The 19,782-nt window shown below is 71.5% G+C and carries 16 protein-coding genes; 9 read left to right on the forward strand and 7 right to left on the reverse strand.

Features of this window, described 5'->3' with window-relative positions:
- The first annotated feature begins 724 nt into the window (after positions 1-724).
- Together ACIQ8B_RS15200 and ACIQ8B_RS15205 are read left to right on the forward strand one after the other, a co-directional pair.
- Positions 725-3,583 carry an ABC transporter substrate-binding protein gene (locus tag ACIQ8B_RS15200; protein WP_403547143.1) on the forward strand — a complete coding sequence of 953 codons (2,859 nt, stop codon included), beginning with the start codon at positions 725-727 and terminating at the stop codon, positions 3,581-3,583.
- Positions 3,584-4,268: 685 nt separating this feature from the next.
- On the forward strand, positions 4,269-5,183 hold the full coding sequence (locus ACIQ8B_RS15205) for a YceI family protein (RefSeq protein WP_290010991.1): 915 nt from the start codon (positions 4,269-4,271) through the stop codon (positions 5,181-5,183).
- A 198-nt stretch (positions 5,184-5,381) separates the two neighbouring features.
- Here ACIQ8B_RS15205 and ACIQ8B_RS15210 read toward each other — a convergent pair whose 3' ends face one another.
- The gene (locus ACIQ8B_RS15210) at positions 5,382-6,446 is read right to left on the reverse strand and encodes a GNAT family N-acetyltransferase (protein ID WP_403547145.1); all 1,065 of its coding nucleotides are present in this window, start codon (positions 6,444-6,446) and stop codon (positions 5,382-5,384) included.
- Positions 6,447-6,476: 30 nt separating this feature from the next.
- Between ACIQ8B_RS15210 and ACIQ8B_RS15215 the strand changes: the two genes are divergently transcribed.
- Positions 6,477-6,944 (forward strand): MarR family winged helix-turn-helix transcriptional regulator, encoded by a 468-nt coding sequence (locus ACIQ8B_RS15215; protein WP_403547147.1) that lies wholly within the window; start codon positions 6,477-6,479, stop codon positions 6,942-6,944.
- A 124-nt stretch (positions 6,945-7,068) separates the two neighbouring features.
- Positions 7,069-7,881 carry a M23 family metallopeptidase gene (locus tag ACIQ8B_RS15220; RefSeq protein WP_403547149.1) on the forward strand — a complete coding sequence of 271 codons (813 nt, stop codon included), beginning with the start codon at positions 7,069-7,071 and terminating at the stop codon, positions 7,879-7,881.
- Here ACIQ8B_RS15220 and ACIQ8B_RS15225 read toward each other — a convergent pair.
- The gene (locus tag ACIQ8B_RS15225; RefSeq protein WP_403547151.1) at positions 7,865-8,194 is read right to left on the reverse strand and encodes a hypothetical protein; all 330 of its coding nucleotides are present in this window, start codon (positions 8,192-8,194) and stop codon (positions 7,865-7,867) included. The two genes, ACIQ8B_RS15220 and ACIQ8B_RS15225, sit on opposite strands and share 17 nt — an antisense overlap.
- A 447-nt stretch (positions 8,195-8,641) precedes the next feature.
- Here ACIQ8B_RS15225 and ACIQ8B_RS15230 point away from each other — a divergent pair, with 447 nt between their 5' ends.
- The 3 genes from ACIQ8B_RS15230 (at position 8,642) to ACIQ8B_RS15240 (ending at position 12,612) form a co-directional block, all read left to right on the forward strand.
- A complete protein-coding gene (locus tag ACIQ8B_RS15230; RefSeq protein ID WP_403547153.1) occupies positions 8,642-11,425 on the forward strand; it encodes a glycosyl hydrolase in 2,784 nt (927 codons plus the stop codon).
- A 58-nt stretch (positions 11,426-11,483) separates the two neighbouring features.
- Positions 11,484-11,864 (forward strand): hypothetical protein, encoded by a 381-nt coding sequence (locus ACIQ8B_RS15235; protein ID WP_403547155.1) that lies wholly within the window; start codon positions 11,484-11,486, stop codon positions 11,862-11,864.
- 85 nt (positions 11,865-11,949) lie between these two features.
- A complete protein-coding gene (locus ACIQ8B_RS15240; protein ID WP_403547157.1) occupies positions 11,950-12,612 on the forward strand; it encodes a hypothetical protein in 663 nt (220 codons plus the stop codon).
- Here the strand turns inward: ACIQ8B_RS15240 and ACIQ8B_RS15245 are convergent.
- From ACIQ8B_RS15245 to ACIQ8B_RS15255, 3 genes are all read right to left on the reverse strand, one after another.
- Positions 12,570-13,763, reverse strand: coding sequence for a trypsin-like serine protease (locus ACIQ8B_RS15245; RefSeq protein WP_403547159.1), 1,194 nt, complete (start codon positions 13,761-13,763; stop codon positions 12,570-12,572). The genes ACIQ8B_RS15240 and ACIQ8B_RS15245 overlap by 43 nt on opposite strands.
- 427 nt (positions 13,764-14,190) lie before the next feature.
- Positions 14,191-14,505, reverse strand: a complete 315-nt coding sequence (locus ACIQ8B_RS15250) for a hypothetical protein (protein ID WP_403547161.1) — start codon at positions 14,503-14,505, stop codon at positions 14,191-14,193.
- Positions 14,506-14,567: 62 nt separating this feature from the next.
- Positions 14,568-15,773, reverse strand: a complete 1,206-nt coding sequence (locus tag ACIQ8B_RS15255) for an erythromycin esterase family protein (protein ID WP_403547163.1) — start codon at positions 15,771-15,773, stop codon at positions 14,568-14,570.
- Between the two features lie 70 nt (positions 15,774-15,843).
- Here ACIQ8B_RS15255 and ACIQ8B_RS15260 point away from each other — a divergent pair, with 70 nt between their 5' ends.
- Positions 15,844-16,581, forward strand: coding sequence for a TioE family transcriptional regulator (locus tag ACIQ8B_RS15260; RefSeq protein WP_403547165.1), 738 nt, complete (start codon positions 15,844-15,846; stop codon positions 16,579-16,581).
- Between the two features lie 40 nt (positions 16,582-16,621).
- Here the strand turns inward: ACIQ8B_RS15260 and ACIQ8B_RS15265 are convergent, their stop codons facing one another.
- Positions 16,622-17,644: an alpha/beta hydrolase gene (locus ACIQ8B_RS15265; RefSeq protein WP_403547167.1), complete on the reverse strand. Its 1,023-nt coding sequence runs from the start codon at positions 17,642-17,644 to the stop codon at positions 16,622-16,624.
- 214 nt (positions 17,645-17,858) lie between these two features.
- On the opposite strand from ACIQ8B_RS15265, the gene ACIQ8B_RS15270 reads away from it, so the two are divergent.
- Positions 17,859-18,023, forward strand: coding sequence for a hypothetical protein (locus ACIQ8B_RS15270; RefSeq protein WP_403547169.1), 165 nt, complete (start codon positions 17,859-17,861; stop codon positions 18,021-18,023).
- 62 nt (positions 18,024-18,085) lie between these two features.
- On the opposite strand, the gene ACIQ8B_RS15275 is transcribed toward ACIQ8B_RS15270, so the two are convergent.
- A complete protein-coding gene (locus ACIQ8B_RS15275; protein WP_403547171.1) occupies positions 18,086-19,708 on the reverse strand; it encodes a phosphodiester glycosidase family protein in 1,623 nt (540 codons plus the stop codon).
- Positions 19,709-19,782 lie beyond the last annotated feature (74 nt).

Here is a 19,782-nt window from a genome sequence, read left to right on the forward strand (position 1 = left end):
GGGGACGCGTCGGGGCGCGCGGTGATCGTCGCGGACGGGTGGCGGGGTGAGCCGGGCGGGTGACGGAAGGGCCGGCGCCGGCCCCGGAGGCCGGGGCCGGCCCTGAGGCTCCACGCCTTCCGCGCAGGTCCTCGGCGGCGACCATGAGCAAGGCCACGCTCGGGGCGCCTTCGCTTTCCCTCATGGAGCGCGGTGCGCACCCCGCTCCCCGCGCCGCGCGTCTGGCCGGAACGCAGCGACCGGCCCCGCGCACATCGCGCACCCGCGGGGCGAGCACTCCCCTTGCGTCGGACCGGCTCGCTCACGAGTGGAAACGTCCTCCCCCGCCCGGCGGACCGCTGTTCCCCTGGCCCCGCCCTGACCGGAAAAGACCACCGTGATCCTCGGACACACCGGGAAGGCGCAGGATGCGGCCACCCACGCGGAGAATCCGGTCGGGACGTTGGACGCTCGGTGACCAGCGGTCTCCTTCACCCCGCCCCTCGCCGCACAGAACCTCGCGCGGCCGGGGGTGTCGATCCATGGTCGGGGCGGCCGCACGGCAGGGGCGTCCCCGGCCGGCGCCCGGCCCGGAACCGATCACCCCTTCAGCAGCACCAGTTGTCCGAGGCAAGCGTTATCCTCGCTAGGCGCTTGTGACACGTGTGTCGTACGACAGCGGGGGGTGTCCATGCTCGGCCGGGATCAGATGTTCCCACAGGACTGTCCGGGAGGTCACCCGGGCATGTCGACAGGGGCGGGGATCGACGTCCAGCGGCAACTGGAGTCGCTGATCCAGGACTTCCGGACGGGCGACCCCCCGATGCCGGTGATCGTGCTGCACGCGGAGGACGCCGCCGACGACGACCGCGTGACGGAGCTGGTCGACGAGCTGCGCGAAGGCCAGCAGAGTCACGGCACGCGCCTGGCCGTCGCCCCCACCGAGCCGCCGCCGGGCGACCTCGATCCCAGCGCCCAGGCCGTACGGCTTCTGCGCGACCTCGGTGACAGCCGGAAGTGGGGCGACCGTTCCGCGTCCTACCGCCCTTACTCCTTCCCCCGCCTGGGTCTCGTCCGGGCCCTCCAGGACGCCACCGACGACCCGGACATGCGCGAGCACTGGCCGACCGCCCCGGTGGGCACGCCGGACGGCAACGCCCAGCGTGAGCAGGCCCAGACACAGCTGCTCCGCATCCTCGCCCGGCAGCGCTGGCGCCCTCGCAGGCCCGCGCGCCGCAACCGGCAGGCGCTGCTCAACGACGTGCAGCAGTTCCTCCCCGCGGGCATCCTGGGCGCACTCACCTCCCTGCTCACCCGTCCCGAGTGGTACGTCGCCGTCCTCGCGGGCACCGGTCTGATGATCCTGCTGGCCGCGCTGAATCACGTGCCCGGGCGCGCTCCCCTCTTCCTGTGGCTGCGCAGGGAGAGCCGGTGGTTCCTGACCACGACGTTCCTCCAGTCCGCCGCCCGTCGGCAGTCGACCAGCGTGCGGCTGTTACGGCCCCTGCGCTCCTGGCATGCCATCGCGGCCCGCGCCTACGACGTCGCCGAAGCCATGCGCGGGGGCGGCCCCTTCCCCCTCCAGCTGTACGTGCTGGCGCTCTTCGAGGACCTGCGGGACAACCACCGGCGCGCGAGCTGGGACCTGCGCGGCCTGAAGCGGCCCCGGCCACCGGTGCTCGTCCTGCGCCGGGTGAGCCGCGAGAACGGGGGCATCGAGCTGATCAGGGCGGTCAGCGACGTCCGCAGCCGGCGCAGCGAACTGGACCCCCTGCTGATCGTGGCGGGTGTGGCCGCTGACGAGGCGCCGCTGCTCGACCGGGGCACCGGCACACCCCCCAACGGTCAGTACCCCAGCTCCCAGCTCCGCTCCGCCCCCTCCCGCCTGCAGCAACGTCTGCGGCACTGGTACGACGAATGGGCCGGGAACCTGCGCGCCGACCAGTCGCCGAGCCGGACCAACGCCCTGCCCTGGGTGCTGCGCATAGCGCTCCCCCATGACGAGCTGGTCCAGCTGCGGCAGGCGGACTGGCGGTGTGTGCGGGCCCGGCACCGCCCGCCCGTGGCGCAGGTGGTGTGGTCGGCGTACAGCCTGGCCCTGGTCCTCGCCCTGGCCGCCACCGTCGGCGTCGTGCACGCCCGCGACCTGCACCGCACGTACTGCTCGGCGGGCCTGCTGACCGCCGACCGCGACACCGAGCTGCGCCCGGCGCCGGGCGGCGGCACGGAATGCGTCGGCATATCGACCGGCGGCGTGCGCTTCGGCGCCCACCTCAAGGGCGGGGCCGACTCGGAGAGCGGGCGGCTGCGCGACCTGGAGAACCTGGTGCACGCCGAGAACGACAAGGTGACGCGCGACCACCCGCGTGCCTATGTCACGGTGGTGTACGCGGGTCCGCTCAGCTCGGCCACGGTGGACCCGTCCCTGGTCAAGGGCGCGGAGGAGCTGGCCGGCGTGTACCTCGCCCAGCGCGTCGTCAACGAGAACTACCGCGTCAAGCTACGCGTGCTGCTCGCCAACGGCGGCGCGGACATGGGACACCAGCTCTTCACCGCCACGGCGATCGCGCGGTACGCCGAGCGCGATCCCACGGTCGTCGGCGTCGTCGGCTTCGGACGCGACCTGCAGAGCAGCCCCGCCGTGACGCGGCGACTGCACGCGGCGGGCCTGCCCGTCGTCTCGGGCACCAACTCGGCGACGTATCTGCCGGAGGACTTCTCCAACTGGTTCAGCCTCGCGGCCCCCGACGAGCACCAGGCGGAGGCGCTCGGCCTCGTCGCACAGCAGCTCCGCGGCAAGGACGCGTCCCCGCACGCCCTCGTCCTGGCCCGCGACACCAAGGCGTCGCAGGACCGGTACACCAGCGAACAGGCTTATTACGGAAGGGAGATGCTGCGCGACAGGGGTTTCCGACTGCTGCCCTCGCGGACCTACCGGGTGGCGAACGGCAAGCCCGAACTGCGGCTGCACGCGGAGAGCATCTGCCGCGGTGAGGACGTCCCGTCGGTCATCTACTTCGCGGGACGGGTCGAGGACATCGGCCCGCTGATGACCCAGCTGGGCGTCGAACCGGGCTGCGCCAATCGGGAGATCTCGATCCTCACCGGGGACGACCTGAGCAAGGCCAAGTTCTCCGGTACGGGCGGCCGGGACGGCGTGGCCCCGCGCATCACGCTCTACCACGCGGCACTGGCCGAACTGCGGGAGGCGGCGTCCGGGACCGCCTTCTACCAGGACGCGGGCGAACACCTTCCCTGGCTCGAACCGGGCGAGGCCACCTACGACGCCCCCGGCTTCGCCAGCGGTCAGACGGCCCTCTCCCACGACGCCACCCGAGCCCTGTACTGGGCGGCGAGCCTCGGTGACGTACGCCAGAGCCGGGCGGCGACCTGGGTCAACCTGAGGAGCGTCAAGCTCGAGGGGATGGCCACCGGCACGATCGACTTCACCGGCGCCCCCCTCTACGGCGAACGCCACGGTCACAGCATCGTCCTCGCCCGCGTCCGCAGAACGCCGGAAGGGCTCTCGAAGGCGGAGGTGCTGTGCAGCAGGCCGGCGGGCAGCGCGGAGCCGCTGACGGTGCGGGAATGCTCGATCGAGTGAGCGGGCCGGCGGTTGTCGCGCTGTCCGCGTGAGGAGGTCCGAACCGGTCCGCGGCGGTTCGGACCTCCTCCGCGCATCGGCGTCCACCGTCTCCGCGGGGAGGGCGGGTGACCGGGCGATGTCCTGTTCCAGGGCTTCTGCCACCTCTCCCGCCGGCTGCCGCGCGGCCAGGCGGAAGGAGCGGCTGGTGCCGTACACGGACAGGTTCCCCACAGGTCCGGCCGCGCTCCCGGCCGTCGGTGTCCGGCTCCCCCGACACGTACGCCGTCCCGTCGCCGCACACTCGCCACCCTGCGGGCCGTCTCCTGCGCGGGCAGACGAAGCCGGTCGGCACAGCGGTCCGGGCCTCGTACCGTGAGGGCCTCGTGACGGGACTGCGGACCGCGTGTGAGCTCTTCGCGATTCCCTGTGGCATTCGCCACAGCACCGAAGCAAAACAGGCGCAGTCGACGGCCGCTGCACGGTCCCCCGAAAGGCCAGGACGATGGAGTTTCGCATTTCAGCACGTGACAAGGGCATGCGGCGCCCGAACTCGACGACGATCACTCCATGTCACGTGATCTATGGTTGTTCAACCATTGACTTCATCGCGCTTGCAACCCACCCCCGCGGCTCTCGGCGGCCGCGGGCACGTGCATCGGTGCGGGGCTCGCGGCGGTGACACGCACGAAGGAAGGCGAACCGCATGGCCCTCGGACTGCTCCGGCGTCGGCGTTCCCGCAACGCCCCCGGCACCTCACCGGACATCTCGCTGCCCCTTCCGGCCGGCGCCGGCGCATACGGCTGCGAGATCGTCGATCCTGTGGGACAGCCCTTGGGCGGCGCCGATGTCACGGTGACCGCCCTGGACAGCCACCGGGTCGTCGCCCACGGCACCACTGATCCGTACGGCCTGTTCATGGCGGCGCTCCCGCCCGGCTCCTACAGCGTGCTGGTCTCGGCGGAGGGACTCACCCCGGTCCGCAACACCGTCGACATCGCCGCCGGTGCCGTACCACCCCCGGCACGCATCGCGCTGCTGCCCGCACGTCAACTGGAACTGCCGCCGCCCGGCACCTGGTTGTTCGACCCGCCGCACACCGCGATCCGCTTCATCGCCAAGCACGTGGGCATGGCGCACGTGCACGGACGCTTCACCCGCTTCACCGGGGGCATCCGCGTCGCGCCCGACATGGGCGACTCCCAGGTCTCGGTGCGCATCGACGCCTCCAGCATCGCCACCGGCAACAAGACCCGGGACAATCACCTGCGCTCCGCCGACTTCCTCGACGTCGAGCAGTACCCGTACATCGACTTCGTCAGCACCCGGTTCACCTACCGGGGCGGTTCCCGGTGGACGCTGAACGGCACGCTCACCATGCACGGCACCAGCCGCTCCGTGGGCCTGGACACGACGTACCTCGGCATGGTGAACGGCGGCTACGAACAGGAGTTGCGCTGCGCGGCCCTGGCGAAGGCGGAGCTGCACCGCGAGGACTTCACGCTCAACTGGCGCTCGATGCTGGCCCGCGGCATCGCGGTCGTCGGCCCGACCGTACAACTGGAGCTGGACGTCCAGGCGATGTACCGCACCCACGAGACCCCCACGCCCCCGGAGTGAGCTGTCGTCGCCCGGCGGGCGGGGCCCCTCACGGCCTCTCACCGCTCCGGGCAGCGCTCCGTCAGTGAGGGCGCCATGGGCCTGCGCAACGCGTCCCGGCTCGCCACCGTCGCCGTCACGGGACGCCACGGGACGCCGCCCCGCACCGGTCAGCGTCACCCCGCTCACCCGTGCGGGGCGGCGCGATCCGGTGCCCGCTCAGACGGCGACGGCCTTCGCCAGATCCACCGCTCCGTCGTCCCGCGCGCCGGAAAGCGTGACGTAGCCCTGCCGGCGGTAGAGGGCGAGGTTGCGGTGGCTGGTGGCGCCGGTGGTCAGGACGACACGGCGGCACCCCTCGGCTGCCGACTCGGCGAGGCTCAGCAGCCACCGTCCCACGCCGAGTCCCCGCAGGTCGGGCACGACGGCGAGGCGTCCGATGTGCAGGTCGTCGCCGGCTCGGCGGGTGCGGACCATCCCGAGCAGCCGTCCGTCGCGCCACAGTCCCGTGACGTCCCAGTCGGCCAGCCACGCGCGCACATCGTCCGGGGTCTCGTGCAGCGCGGGGATGTCGAGCGTGTCGTTGACCAGCGCCTCCTCCATCCAGCAGCAGCGCTGCAGCACGGTCACCTCGGCGGCGTCGTCCGGACCGAGACGCCGGGCGTAGGAACCGGGGAGCGGGCCGGTCACGGAGCCGGTCCGTTCGCGCTCGCGCATCGGGGTGAGGGCGTGGGCGACCCGCACCAGTTCCGCCAGCAGCCCTTCGGCCGCCTCGGCGTGGCGCGCCTCGGGGGCGAACCGGTCGTCCCGCATCGCGTCGCCGATCCGTATCGCGACGGTCGACCCCAGCGGGACCAGGCGCAGCGTGGTCACCACCTGCTTGGCGTGCTGGACCGCGCGGGTTCCGGCCGAGGTGTGACCGTAGCTGACGAAGCCGGCGGGCTTCCAGGCCCATTCCGGGCCGAGGTAGTCGAGCGCGTTCTTCAGCGTGGCCGGCATGCCGTAGTTGTACTCCGGCGTGACGAAGACGAACCCGTCCGCCTCGTCGACGATCCGGCTCCACCGGCGGGTGTGCTCGTGGTGGTGGACGCCGGTCGACGGGTGCTCCTCCTCGTCCAGGAAGGGCAGGTCCAGATCGCCGACGGCCAGGGGCACGAGGTCCACGCCGAGCCCCTCGACGACCGGGGCGAGGGTGTCGGTGAGCCATCCGCCGACGGCGGGGCCGAGCGCGCCGGGCCGGGTGCTGCACGTCAGGACGAGGATGCGAAGCCGCTTCGTTGTCATGGAAACGAAACTAGCCGCTAGATTGATTACATGTCAACGAAAAACGAGGAATCCGCGGTCCGGTGGCTCACGGCCGAGGAGGAACGCGCCTGGCGCGCCTACCGCCGCATGGTGATCGCGGTGCAGACCCGCACCGTGCAGGACCTCGCCGCACACGGCCTGTCCGAGCCGGACTACGAGGTGCTCAGCACCCTGTCCGAACGCCCCCACGGGACCAGCACCCTGCGCGAACAGGCCACGAAGATGGGGTGGTCCCGCAGCCGCCTGTCCCGGCACGCGACCCGCATGGAGGCGCGCGACCTCATCCGCCGCGCACCCGACCCCACCGACGGCAGGGGCTGCCTCCTGGTGCTGACGGAGACGGGCTGGGACACGCTCCGGGAAGCCGCGCCGACCCATCTCGACTCCGTACGACGGCACTTCGTCGACCGGCTCGATCCGGAGGAACTGGCGGCGCTCGGCCGGATCGCGGAGAAGATCGCCGACGAGGAGCCGTGAGGCGCATCCGCCCCGCATCGCACGGATCGACACTCTGTCGTGAACGCATCAACTACGGCATCCTGGTCGCCGTCCCTGTCCGCTGACATCGCCGCGCGACGCACGTCGCAGTTCGGAGACAGCCTTGCGATCGATCCGCATCGCCCTGGTCGGCCTCGTGGCCCTCGTGGGCAGCCTGCTCGTGGCGACACCCGCGCAGGCGGCGCCCCTCTTCAAGGCGCCTTTCGCCTGCGGCCAGAAGTGGACGTACAGCCACCACTCGGCCGAGGTCCGGCAGGCGCTCGACTTCGTCCGCAGCGACGGCGGCGCGACCAGCGGCGCGCCGGTGCTCGCGTCGGCCGCCGGCACCGCCACCCGGCACTACCAGGCGAACGGTGCCGGCAACTACATCGTGATCGACCACGGTGGCGGCTGGAAGACCTACTACTTCCACCTGAACGCCTTCTCCGTCGCCCATGGCGCCTACGTGGGTCAGGGCCAGCAGATCGGCACCACCGGCAGCACCGGCAACAGCTCCGGCGCCCACATCCACTACGAACAGCTCCTCAACGGCGTCGGACAGAGGATCACCCTCAACGGAGCCGCCCTCGCCTACCCAGGCTCCTACGGCAGTCACCACCTGACCAGCGACAACGGCTGCGGCATCGGCCGCTACTGGGTCGACACCTTCGCCAACGCCACGGGCTACGCCCAGCCGAACACCAACGACGCGCAGGGCGTGCTGAACGCGGGCACCAACTACGTGTACTGCAAGGTGTGGGGCCAGGAGATCCGCGGCGCGAACGGCACGTACAACCACTGGTGGCTGAAGACGGACCTCGACGTCACCTACGCGGGCAAGAACGGGCGCGGGGCGTACGTGTCCGCGTACTACTTGTCCCGGTGGGGGAACGACGAGGCGCGGGACAACGGCGGGGCGGTCATTCCGAACTGCTGACGCCCACCGGGGTGTCGCGGTGTCGCTCCTGGGTGCGGATCGGGCGCCGGTGCTCCGACGCGCATTCCGTCAGAGGCGCCCCGGGACCGTCCCGGATCAGGCAGCCCCGCACCCGGCCGGGCGCATCAGCGCCCATGGCGTCGGCGGGCCCCTCGGCGAGCGTGCGGTGCACGGCGTCGAGGCAGGCGGCGATCGACGGATGGTCCGGCTCGTCACGGGCCACGCCGTCCGGCAGCGACCAGCGGCCGACGCCCTTCGCGCCCGCGTAGCGCCCGGACCCGGGACCCGCCTCGTCACCGGTCGGCCACGGCACCACTGCGGCACCCCGGTGTCGTGGCGACCGGTCTCAGACAGCCGCGCCCGGACCGCGTCCGCGGGTCCGGGCAGAACCCCGCCGGGCAGAAACGCCCCCGACCGGACCTCGCCCTCCTCCTCGTCGGCCTCGATGTGCTGATGCCCCACTCCCCCGCACAGCCGCCGGCTCGGCCGCCCACGCCGTGACCGGTCCCGCGCGGATCGCCGGTACCGGTGACGGCTTGGGACGGGCCGAGCCCGTCGTCACCGGGGGTCCTGTCCCGTTGGACGCACCCACCGCACACGCCACGGCACAACTCACCACCGTCGTCGAAGACATGACGGAGTACGGGCCCGACACAGCCTGTTGCGTTCAAGCCATTGACACGTGCATTACATCGGCTTTACGTTCCGGCCATCTGAGAGCGCTCTCAGAGACTCCCCCAGTCACAACTTGAGGTGACGCATGCCATCCCCACGCACCAGACCGGCAACCGTTCTGCTGCTGGCCTCGGCCCTCGCCGTCGTCGGCCTGGGCCCGGCCGCCACCCCCGCGGCCGCCGCCACCGTCCCCGTAGGCGCGGGCAGTTACTCCGACACCCGGCCGCCCGGAACGTCCGGCCCCACGACCAACACGGGTACGCCGGTCACGCCCAAGGTGACCGCCGCCGCACGGAACCGCCCTGTGCCCACCAACGACTGGTGGTCCTCCCTCGCCTTCCAGCGCTACGGCGACAACCCGTACTCGACCCCCATGTACGGGCACCCCCTCACCTACCAGGCCACCGCCGGCGGACTCGACGTCGGGTACCCGACGACCCCCACGATCACCGGTGACGGCCGCCAGTACGAGTTCGCCCACAAGCGCGACCTGACCATCGGACTGACCGGCCTCAACTCCCCCGACACCAAGGCCGACGACTGGTCCGACTGGACGGTCACCCCCTACTGGTCCGACGGAACCCGGACCCTGCGCACCACCATCGGGCACGGCTCGCCCTTCGTGTACGCCAAGGGCTCCGGCGGCAACGCACAGATCACCACCGCGGGCGCGCCCAGCGTCTTCGCCGACCAGGGCAACGTCCTCGGCATCACCGTCGCCGGACACCACTACGCCCTCTTCGCCCCGACCGGCAGCGACTGGAACGTCTCCGGCTCCACCGTCACCGCGGGTCTCGGCGGCAAGGACTACTTCTCCGTCGCCGTGCTGCCGAACACCGGCGCGCTGGCGACGTTCAAGAAGTACGCCTACAGCTTCGTCACCGACTCCAAGGTGACCTGGAACTACAGCGGCGGAACCGTCAGGGCGACCTACACGCTCACCACCGAGGCGAAGGAGGGCACCGAGCGCGGCACGCTCCAGGCCCTCTACCGTCACCAGTGGCTGCACACCACGGACCCGCTCACCTCGTACACCTACGTGTCGCCGCGCGGCACCATGAAGGTCCGCGAGTCGGCGTCCTTCACCACCACGCAGAAGGCGGCGGCGGTACTGCCCGCCCTGCCCAAGTCGAACGGCGTGGACGCCGCCCGGCTGCGCGGCTACCTGAACGACGTGGTGAACGCCTCCGACCCCTTCTCCGGCGCGGTCGACACCTACTGGACCGGCAAGGCGCTCGGCCGTCTCGCCCAACTCGTGCCCGTGGCCGACCAGATCGGTGAGACCGGTATCCGCGACCGCATGCTGAACCTGATGAAGGGCAGGCTGCAGGACTGGTTCACGGCGGGCGGCGCCAACGAGTTCAGCTACGACAGGAACTGGAAGACCCTCACCGGTTACCCCGCCTCCTACGGCAGCGACACCGAGCTGAACGACCACCACTTCCACTACGGGTACTACGTCTACGCGGCCGCGATCATCGCCCAGTACGACCCGGCCTGGGCCGCGGACTCGGCATGGGGCGGCATGGTCAAGACGCTCGTCCGGGACACCGCGAACCCGAACCGCACCGACTCCGCGTTCCCCTTCCTGCGCGGCTTCGACGTGTACGCGGGCCACGGCTGGGCCTCCGGACACCAGGGCTTCGCCGCCGGCAACAACCAGGAGTCGTCGTCCGAGTCCACCAACCTCAGCGCGGCCCTCGTCCTGTGGGGCTCCGCGACCGGTGACACCTTGCTGCGCGACCTCGGCGCCTTCCTGCTGACCACGGAGTCGGAGTCGATCGCCCAGTACTGGTTCGACGCCGATGAGCAGGTCTTCCCGTCCTCGTTCGGCCACGACACGGCGGGCATGGTGTGGGGCAGCGGCGCCGCGTACTCCACCTGGTGGACCGCGAACCCCGAGGAGATCCACGGCATCAACGTCCTTCCGGTGACCGGCGGTTCGCTGCACCTCGGCGGCGAGAAGGCGGCGATCCGTCGCAACCTCGCCGAGATGGAACGGGAGAACGGCGGCCCCGCCGTCGAGTGGCGCGACCTCCTCTGGGAGTTCGAGTCCTTCGCCGACCCGGCTTCGGCCAAGGCCAAGTGGGACGCCGGCCACGCCGGTTACACCCCGGAGGAGGGCGAGTCGAAGGCGCACACCTACCACTGGATCAACACCCTGGCCGCCGTCGGCGCCCCGGACGCCACGGTGACGGGTGACATCCCGACCTCCGCGGTGTTCACCAAGGGCACGACCCGGACGTACGTGGCCCACAACCACGGTGCGGCGGCCCGTACGGTGACCTTCTCCGACGGCAAGAAGCTGTCCGTACCGGCCCGTTCCACGGCGACCGGCACGGGCACCGGCTCCTCCGACCCGGACCCCGATCCCGACCCGGAGCCGCCGACCGGCAACACCTTCCAGCTGCGCGCCGGTGGTGTCCTCACCACGGCGTCCGGCGGTACGGCGGGCAGCGACACCATCCCCTCCGCGAACGGCGCCAACCACGACGGCACCCCGTACCAGCCCCTCGTCTACGAGGTGCGCGGCGTCAACGGCACGCTGTCCTCGGGCGGTCAGACCGCCTTCCGGCTCCAGGTCGACGCGGGCACGGCGGTCGGCCTCGGCCAGCAGGCGCGGGTGAGCTACGACTTCACCGGTGACGGCGCGTTCGACCGGACGGAGACGTACCACTACTTCGCGACCGACCCGGTGCCGGGCTGGGAGGAGTACACCCAGGCCCGCGGCCTCAAGTCGTCCACGGGCGCCCTGAGCGACCTCAGGGGCGGCACGGTACGCCTGGAGGTGTGGAGCGCCATCGGCAACGGCCCGGCGAAGCTGCAGACGGGCACGGACAAGTCCGTGCTGGTCATTCCGTACAGCTGAGCCGCTGTGAGGTGGCGGTGGGGACCGGCGGACGGCCGGTCCCCACCGGACGGACCTGATGGCACAGGTCGTCCGTGACGCCTTCTGGCAGTTGGAGAGCGATTCCCACCGCCCTGTGTACAGCGCCCCGTCCGCCGTGCCCGAGCAGCGCACGGCGAGCATGCTCCCCTCCCGCCGGATCAAGCTGTCGGAGCTGCTGGACGCCGGCCTGATCAGCGCGGGCACCGTCCTCACCCCCGCGTGGGAGGAGTACGGGCAGGTGGCCGTCGTCGACGACGAGGGCCGCATCCGGCTCGACGGGCAGATCCACGACACCCCGTCCGGAGCCGCCAACACGGCCGGAGCGGGGACCAGCGGCTGGACCTTCTGGCTGGCCGACACCCCTGAGGGACAGGTGACGCCGGCCGACCTGCGCGCCGCCTTGTCCGAAGAGGACTGAAACCTCACGCATACACGTCGACGGGGCCGACGTTTGGCCTGCGCGGTGTTCGACGCAGGCGTCGCCCTCTCCCCGAAGGTCACCCATGCCGCTGCCCGACCGTCTGTCCGGCGCGCCCGATTTCCGCATCAAGCTGCCGCAGGACGGTGCCGAGGCACGCGGGCGTTTGCTGACCCGGTACGGCGACGACGGGACGGACAAGTTCCTGTTGCGGAAGGGTTCCCCCGTGACCGCCGAGGAGTGGCCGGGACTCGGCCACCACGCACGCCGGTTCCGGGCGGAACTGCGGGTGAGCGGCGCGCTCGTGGACGCCCCGGCCGGCCCCGGGGCGCGCTGGGTGGCGGCCCGGGACATCGGGCGCAACTCCTCCTCGGCCGCCGCCGCGTTGGTGTACGGCTACGACGCGTACACCGCTGACACCGCCGGGAATCGCATCCTGCGCGCCGCCGGCGAGCGGCTGCTGCGGCTGCCGGGCGTCCCCGGCCCCGTCCGGCGGCGCCTGGCCCACCAGCGGTCCGGCTCGCCGGCACCCTGCCGCTGGTGCGGGGACAGGAACTGCCGCGCTGACAGCCGTCCCGCCTCGGCTCCCACCACCAGCCCGCGCTGCGGCTCGCCGAGGCCGCCGCGACGGAAGCCGGCGTCCTCCCGGCCTTCACGGCCGCCGAGGACGCCGGGCGGGCCCTGGCACGGGCCGCGAGGACGGATCTACCTGTTGATCCAGATGCCGAAGTCCCGCGTGGCCGTGTAGAAGTCCTGGAAGCCCAGGCGCGCCCCCGCACTACGGGTCACCGTGCCCTTGGCGATCGCGCCGCCGGCGGCCGAGGCGGTGTAGATCGGGCCGCCGCTGTCACCGCTGCGGGCCGCCTCCCGGCCGTCCATCTGCTCCGCCTCCACCAGGTCTTCGGAGTCGTTGTAGAAGAAGAGGACCTTCATGTTGCAGACCGGGCCGCCCGTGGCCCGTGCGCTGGTGACTCCGGACTGGCACAGGTACTCACCCGGGAAGACGTGGTCCCAGCCGTCGACCCGCACGCCCGCGTTGCTGTCGGGTCCCCCGGTGTACATGAAGTTGTCGGAGTTCGTGGGGATGAGCATCACGTCGTGGGCGTCACTGGACTTGGTGGAGGTGCCGATGTAGGTGCCCTGCGGGTTGGTGAACCGATTGCCGCTCCGACCACAGTGCTCAGCGGTGAGCAGGTAGGTCGCGCTTGCGTCACGCACACCGAACCCGGCCGTGCACGCCCCGCCGTTGAAGTTTATCTGTGCTCCGCCCGACCACGGCGCACTGTCGTTCACACGCGAGCGTTCCTGGAGAGGCTCCTCGCTGATCGTCTTCACGGACACGCCGGCGATCCGGTCGACCGTGCTGTGGTCCTGCGCGACGGAGGCGGTGCGTGCTGCGCGGGTGGTGTCCTGTGCCAGGACCAGTCCGCTGCCGTCAGTGGGGATCTTGACGCTGTGACCGAGCGAGGGGTCCTTCTCCAGCCGGGCTTGTAACAGCTCGGAGGCGTCCTTGAGTTCGGCCAGCGAGTGGTCCGCGGCGACGATGTGCACGGGGGCGGTTCTGCGGGCCCGCTCCGCAGCCCGCTGTACGGGCTCGGGCAGGTCGCCCTTCCACCACAGGGTGACGTGGTCTTCCTGAAGGCCGATGCCCGTGTAGCCCTCGTAGTGGCCCCGCTCCTGGGCCTTGGCCAGGATGCTCGCAGCGGCGACGAGGGGTCGCTGCTCGTTCATCTTCCGCAGGTTGTCGGCGCCGACAGCCTGTGAGATCGGGACGCTCTTCTCGCTGTTACCGTCGCGCTGCTGCCCGGCGCTGGCGCCCGGGGCGAGGGTGCCGACGAGCGTCATCGCCGCGGCCAGGGCCGAACCCGCAGCCCACAGGCTGGTTCTGCCGTATCTCATGAGTGTGCCTTTCCTCTTGGCGTAGCAGTCTGTGATCAGACGGCACAAGCATCCTCATGCGCCCCGATTTACGTTCGATCTACAAATGATTAATACCAACCAGATACTCGGGGGTCGGAAGTGAAACACGGAGTCGCACGCGCAGCCGGGTGCGGTGCCGGAAGGGCCACCTTCTCGACGAACTCCGTGAAGACGTACCGCTCGACGTCCACGCACGGCTGGACGCCGACCGGACCGTCGAACCGAGTGCCGTACCGGCTCCGGTGCGACCGGCAGGGAGCCCGGCTCCACCGCAGCGTGCTCTCCACCGCCGTCGGCCGGATGACGGCCGGACCCCACGCCCGTCATGCCGGCTTCCTGCGCACCTGAAGGACGGACTGCCGCACTCGGGCCGCGACACCCCAAGTGGGCGCCCTCGCCAACACCTTCACCCAGCCGCTGTCGTCCACGCGGCGCCCGGCCCGCCCGGCTTCTCGCGGTCTCCGGCTGGCCTGGCCGCATTCAGGCGCTTGTTGGAGGCGGACTGCTGGGGCAGGTAGCGGAACAGGGGCCCCAGCCGGGCATGTGCGAAGCGGATCCAGTGGCGAGCCGAGGGGAAACCGAGCAGGACCTGGGCGGCCGCGAGGCACACCAGTTCGGCGTCCGTCAGTTTCGGGGGTCGCCCGATCCGGCGACGGGGAGCCACATGGTCGTCGATGAACACGTACAGTGCCGCCGGAAGGGCGTCCAGGTTCGTCTTCACACACTGACCAACGGGCGCCCTTCGCCATGGTCGCGGCCGGCACAAACATCGGGCTCACTCATCTAGCCGTGCGGGACGTCCTTGACGTACACGATGCCGTCGATGCGAGGCAGGTGGGACGGGTCCAGCGGGGCGTAGCCGAAGTACGGGGACACACGTGGAACGACGGGTACGGCGCGTGCCGCGGCGGTGAGTCGCGCGGAGCCGATCACGAAGTGGGCCCCGGGCAGGGCGTGCAGGACGCCCTCCACCGTGTCCGCGGGCGGGGCGTCGACGCCCTGGTGCCTCATCGTGCCCAGGGCGGTCGCCAGATGGGCGTACTCATCACCGAGATGCGCGCTCACCAGAGCCCCGGCGCTCCACCACTCCACCTTCGGATGACCCCACATGCTCATCGCGCTCTTGTCGCGCTGCAGGTGGCTGTTGTGGGCGTGGACGAGCACCGGTCCGCGTGCGGCGAGGGCGAGGAGGTTCCCGGCCATCATGCCGTCCCGCGTGGCGAGCAGGCGGGCCATGCGGGCGGACGATGTGTCCGCCATCCAGGAGTGGTAGCGCAGCAGGCCGACGGCGGTGCGTCCGTACAGGTGCGCGCGGTCCCGGCCGGCCGGTGACGACACCGCGGCGAGGTGCGGTGCCTGCGTCTCCAGCAGGGCGGTCAAGTCGTCGGCAAGCAGCCGCAGTTCGTGTGCCTCCTGCGTGCGGCCGATGGACTGGGACGGGTCCATCATGGCCGCCTGATCGGTCCACCGCGCGTCGGCGCCGAGGAGCCCGTCGAGTTCGTCCGCCGTGCAGGGCAGCAGGTCCTCGTCGATGTGGGCCGCCAGGTAGGCGTGGAGCGAGGCAAGGGCCTGGCGCGGGCTTTCGGCGCCTGTGATCTCCAGCGGGCCGTCCACGCCTGCGAACCGGACCTGCTCCGCTGCGGGGCGATCCACGTTGAACTCACGCATCCAGCGCACCAGTTCGCGGTTCGCCTGCGAGCTGCCCCATCCGTGGCTGAAGCCTCGCTCCATGACGTCGTCGAGGGAGCCCTCGCCCGAGGTGACATACGCGTCCACGGTCAACGCCTTCAGACAGCCGCTCTCGAGCGCGATGGTCCGATAGCCCTCCTGTTCCACGAGTTGCTGGAAGAGCGTGTTGCGCAGGTCGAGGAGGGTCTCCTCGCCGTGTGTGGGCTCGCCGAGGGCGAGCAGGCGGGGGCGGGTCGGCAGCAGTTCGATGAGTGCCGAGGCCTCGACGGGGCGGGCGCAGTCCTTGATGCCGGTTTCCATGCGTTCAACGGTATCGTTGAACTTTCGGTTGAAGGTTTGCTCGCTGTTTCCCCTCTGTATTCTCGAAACTGTGGGTCACAACCTTCAAACGAGTGGCAAGCTGAGGCCGGTGGACCTGGCGCGTCGGCACGGACTGTCCACCCAGGCGGTCAGGAACTACGAGGAGGCCGGGATCCTCCCGGCCGCCGACCGGACGGCCCACGGCTACCGCGTCTACGCTCCGCTGCACGAGCGGGCGTTGAACGCGTTCCTCGCCCTCGTGCCGGGGCACGGGCACGCGACGGCGACGGCGGTCATGCAGGCCGTGAACCGGGACGCCGTCGACGAGGCCCTCCACCTCATCGACGAGAGTCACACCCGGCTGCTTCACGACCGGCGCACGTTGCGAGCCGTGGAGAACGCGCTGCGCGGGCTCGCCTCGGACACGGCGTCCACGGATTCGGCCATCGGGCACCACCGGTCCGGGCCGATGTTCATCGGCCCCCTGGCCGAGGAGCTGGGCGTCCGTCCGGCGACCCTGCGCAAGTGGGAGGACGCCGGACTCGTACGTCCGCGGCGCGACCCGGTGACCGGATACCGGGTGTACGATCCGGCCGACGTGCGGGACGCGCACCTGGTGCGTCAGCTCAGACGCGGCGGTCACCCGCTCGAGCGGATCGCCCCGCTGATCACTCAGGTGCGGACAGCCGGCGGCCTGGAACCCCTCGAGGGTGCTCTACGCGACTGGCACGGCCGGCTGTCCGGCCGCGGACGGGCGATGCTGCGCGGGGCCGCCGCGCTGGACGCGTATCTGCGGGAGCGTGGGTGAGTCCGCCCCTGTGCGGCGGGAGCGGCCCCCCTCTGGCGTGTCAGCTCTTCACGCCCAGTGCGCCCAGCAGCATCGGCAGGGAAGCGTGCAGCTCGCGTTCCCAGTAACGCCACGTATGGGTGCCGGCGCCGTAGAAGTTGGTGGTCAGGCGCTTGGCTCCTATGCGCTTCAACTCGGCGGCGAGGGCATGGTTCTGACGGTTGAAGTCCGCCTCGAGGGCGCTGGACGCACCCGGTGTGTCCAGCGGGCCCGCCGTGCCGTCGCCACAGGACAGGTAGACGGGCAGCGACTTGAGGCGCTTCGCCAGGTGGAACGGGTCGTGGGCCTGCCAGATGCGGCGCTGGGCGACCGGGTCGCCCCACACCCGGAGGGGGTCGTTGCCCTGGCCGGCGAACAGGCCCAGGATGCGGTCGACCGACTCGTCGTTGAGAAGGGGGTGCGCGGAACCCGAGTAGGCGGCGGTCGCCTTGAACATGCCGGGGTGTCGGGCGGCGTACAGCAGGGCGCCCTGGCCGCCCATCGACAGTCCGGCGACGACGCGGTTGCGGCCGGCGCCCCAGTCGCGTTCGAGGAGGTGACGGAGTTCGACCGTGTGGAAGGTCTCCCAGGCGGGGTCGCCGCCCTCACCGTGGTTCCACCAGTCGCTGTACCAGCCGTTCCAGCCGGCCTCGGGCATGACCACGAGCACGTCGCGCAGGCTGTCGGTCTCGGCGACGTCCGTCATCGCGGTCCAGGACGTGTAATTGCCGCAGCAGCCGTGCAACAGCCAGAAGGTCGGCCAGTGCTGACGTCGGTCGTCCGGGTTCCAGCCGTCGGGGGTCAGCAGACGGACCTTGACGGTCCGGCCGCCGAGCGCCGTCGAACGGACCGACAGGTCAACCTGCCGCTCTGCCACCTGAGTGACCGCCACGACCTCGGCACCGTGCCGCCCCGTCTCCCCCTGGGCAGGGGAACGCTCCTCGACGGCGCCCGCAGGGGCCGGGGCGGCGAGCGTCGGTGTGGCCGGTACGAGCGCGAGGATCAGGGCGGCGAGGACGAGACGGACACGGGCTCGGAAGGTCACGGCGGCTCCCTGCGGTGCGGTTCGTCGCTGGATCAACGGTGGGCGGAACGTATTCACCTTGCTCTCGGGCAGCATCCACCACAGGAGTCGGTGTGCGACAGTCCAGGAGTCGGCCGTTCTCGAGAGCGGTGCCGCCCCGCTGTGCCGTGCTCGGCGCGAGGATCCCCGAGCGACGAGCACGAAGGACGCCGACCTCTCGCCCTCCCCTGATCTGATGCGCCACGAGTACCCCGAGTACTGGGCGTACGGCCTCTGCTGCGTCCCGGACCCGGCGGGCCGTCTGCCGGCCGGCGACGGGGACGAGGACATCGACTTCCCCACGCTCGAGGTGCGGCCGGCACCGCCGTCCGGATCGTCGGCCCGGACACTTGCCGAGTGAGCTGTCCCGAACGACACCGCGGCCACGGTACGCTCCGCACACCTCGGCCGTGTGCCGGCGTGTCACCGCTTCCGAGGCAGGACCAACAACGCGTCCCCTACCGGCCGTTCGCCCGCCGCGTCGGACGGGGTGTTGATCACCTGTCCGTTGGCCACCATCGTCGTGGAGCCGCCGCCGTCGAGGTTGACGGCGTCCCGCAGGCCCAGCGACCGGGCCACCTTCGCGCTCTCGGTGATGCTCAGCCCGAGCGAGTCCGTGCCGCGGCCGTCCGCGGTGACCAGGACGGTGCGGCCGGCCGCGTCCGTCCCGGCGAGGGTGCGGGGATTGCGCTTGTGGACCCAGCCGTAGTACCAGCTGGGGTCACCCGGGTGCACCATGCCGTCGGTGGCCGGGGTGACGTGCAGGCGTCCGTCGCGGACCAGTTCGGGTCCCGCGTTGACGATGTCCGTACCGGGGGACGGCGTCACTCGGCGGCCTCGGTCGTCGCGGAGGGTCGTCTCGAGGCGCAGACGCTCGCCGGGGCGGGCCAGGGCCGTCAGGGCGGCCACGTGCCGGCCGGTCGCCTGGATCGAGCTGCCGCCGCGCGGGAGGGGGCCGCCGCGGACGGAACGCAGCTCCAGCACGCGGCCCCGGCTGTCCAGGACGGCTTCCGCGCCCTCGCCCTTCGGGGTGTTCGCGCCGTACTCCGGTGTGAACGCGACGAGTTGGTCGGGATTGGTGCAGGTGACGTCGTGCAGGGGCAGGGCGGTCGGGCTGTCGCCCTCGCTGCCGCCGCAGTTGCGGATCAGGCCGGGTACACGGTTGACGCCGTCGAGCGGCAGGGAGGTGCCGCGGGCGGTGACCCGTCCCTGCCAGGTGAGGCGGGTGATCTGCGCGCTCCGGCCGTCGTCGTGGACGACGAAGCCGGGGCGCCCGCTGACCGGTTCGCTCAGCAGGCGTCCGTCGTACACGCCGACGCCCGCCGGGTCGCCGGGCGCGCCGGATCGGGGGTCGAGGACGAAGAAGCCCGCGTTGACCGCGGCGACGGCACCGGCGTCGGCGGCGAGGGCGCTGACGGTCTCGCGGTTCTCGACGTCGGGGCCGTGGGTGGCGTCCAGGGTGCCGCGGAAGGTGCGCGGGTCGATGGTGAGGACGTCGATGCGCCAGGGGCCTCGGTCCGTGGTCGTACCGTCCCAGCCGGTGTAGGTGACCGAGCCGGTGTGACCGGCGTTGATCACGCGGGTGCGTTCCGCTGTCGCGGCGGACCGGGAGGAGAAGCTGCCGATGCGCACGCGCCAGCCGAGCGTTCCGCCCGCGAAGTCCGTCGTCCTCGGTGTCGTCACCTGTTCGGCCCGCGCGTCGAAGCCGTCGCCTCGCAGGTCGGCGGCGAGTTCGTCGGCGCTGGCCTTGTCCTTGAGGGTGGTCGGCGGCGCGTCGGGGTCAGGTGAGGTGTCGCCGCCGGGGATGGTCGCCTCGACGGTCCAGTGGTGTGCCGGGTCCACGGCGCCGCGCACGATGCGGGTGAGCGTCAGGCCGGGCTGCAAGGTCTGTGTGGTGCGGGTCTCGGCGAGGCCGGCCGGGCCCAGCGGGAGGGCCGCGCGGGCGCCGGCGGCCTGGTTGCCGGTGGACGCCTGGGCCGGAAGGCCGGTCACCGCCAGGACGACGCCGAGGGCGACGGCCGCCCCGCCCAGTCTCTTCTTCTTCATCCTTGACCGCCCTCTCGCGCGTCGAGCCTGCCCGCGTCACTCGTGGAGCGAAGCCCCGGTCGGGAACATGCGTC

The sequence above is a fragment of the Streptomyces sp. NPDC096105 genome (assembly GCF_044763335.1).
Lineage (GTDB): Bacteria > Actinomycetota > Actinomycetes > Streptomycetales > Streptomycetaceae > Streptomyces.

Excerpts from the sequence above, each read along its gene's own strand:
- ACIQ8B_RS15255 (WP_403547163.1), bottom strand. The coding sequence starts at position 15,773 with ATGGAAACCGGCATCAAGGACTGCGCCCGCCCCGTCGAGGCCTCGGCA.
- ACIQ8B_RS15275 (WP_403547171.1), bottom strand. The coding sequence starts at position 19,708 with ATGAAGAAGAAGAGACTGGGCGGGGCGGCCGTCGCCCTCGGCGTCGTC.
- ACIQ8B_RS15240 (WP_403547157.1), top strand. The coding sequence starts at position 11,950 with ATGCCGCTGCCCGACCGTCTGTCCGGCGCGCCCGATTTCCGCATCAAG.
- ACIQ8B_RS15270 (WP_403547169.1), top strand. The coding sequence starts at position 17,859 with ATGCGCCACGAGTACCCCGAGTACTGGGCGTACGGCCTCTGCTGCGTC.
- ACIQ8B_RS15200 (WP_403547143.1), top strand. The coding sequence starts at position 725 with ATGTCGACAGGGGCGGGGATCGACGTCCAGCGGCAACTGGAGTCGCTG.
- ACIQ8B_RS15210 (WP_403547145.1), bottom strand. The coding sequence starts at position 6,446 with ATGACAACGAAGCGGCTTCGCATCCTCGTCCTGACGTGCAGCACCCGG.
- ACIQ8B_RS15230 (WP_403547153.1), top strand. The coding sequence starts at position 8,642 with ATGCCATCCCCACGCACCAGACCGGCAACCGTTCTGCTGCTGGCCTCG.
- ACIQ8B_RS15245 (WP_403547159.1), bottom strand. The coding sequence starts at position 13,763 with ATGAGATACGGCAGAACCAGCCTGTGGGCTGCGGGTTCGGCCCTGGCC.
- ACIQ8B_RS15235 (WP_403547155.1), top strand. The coding sequence starts at position 11,484 with ATGGCACAGGTCGTCCGTGACGCCTTCTGGCAGTTGGAGAGCGATTCC.
- ACIQ8B_RS15205 (WP_290010991.1), top strand. The coding sequence starts at position 4,269 with ATGGCCCTCGGACTGCTCCGGCGTCGGCGTTCCCGCAACGCCCCCGGC.
- ACIQ8B_RS15215 (WP_403547147.1), top strand. The coding sequence starts at position 6,477 with ATGTCAACGAAAAACGAGGAATCCGCGGTCCGGTGGCTCACGGCCGAG.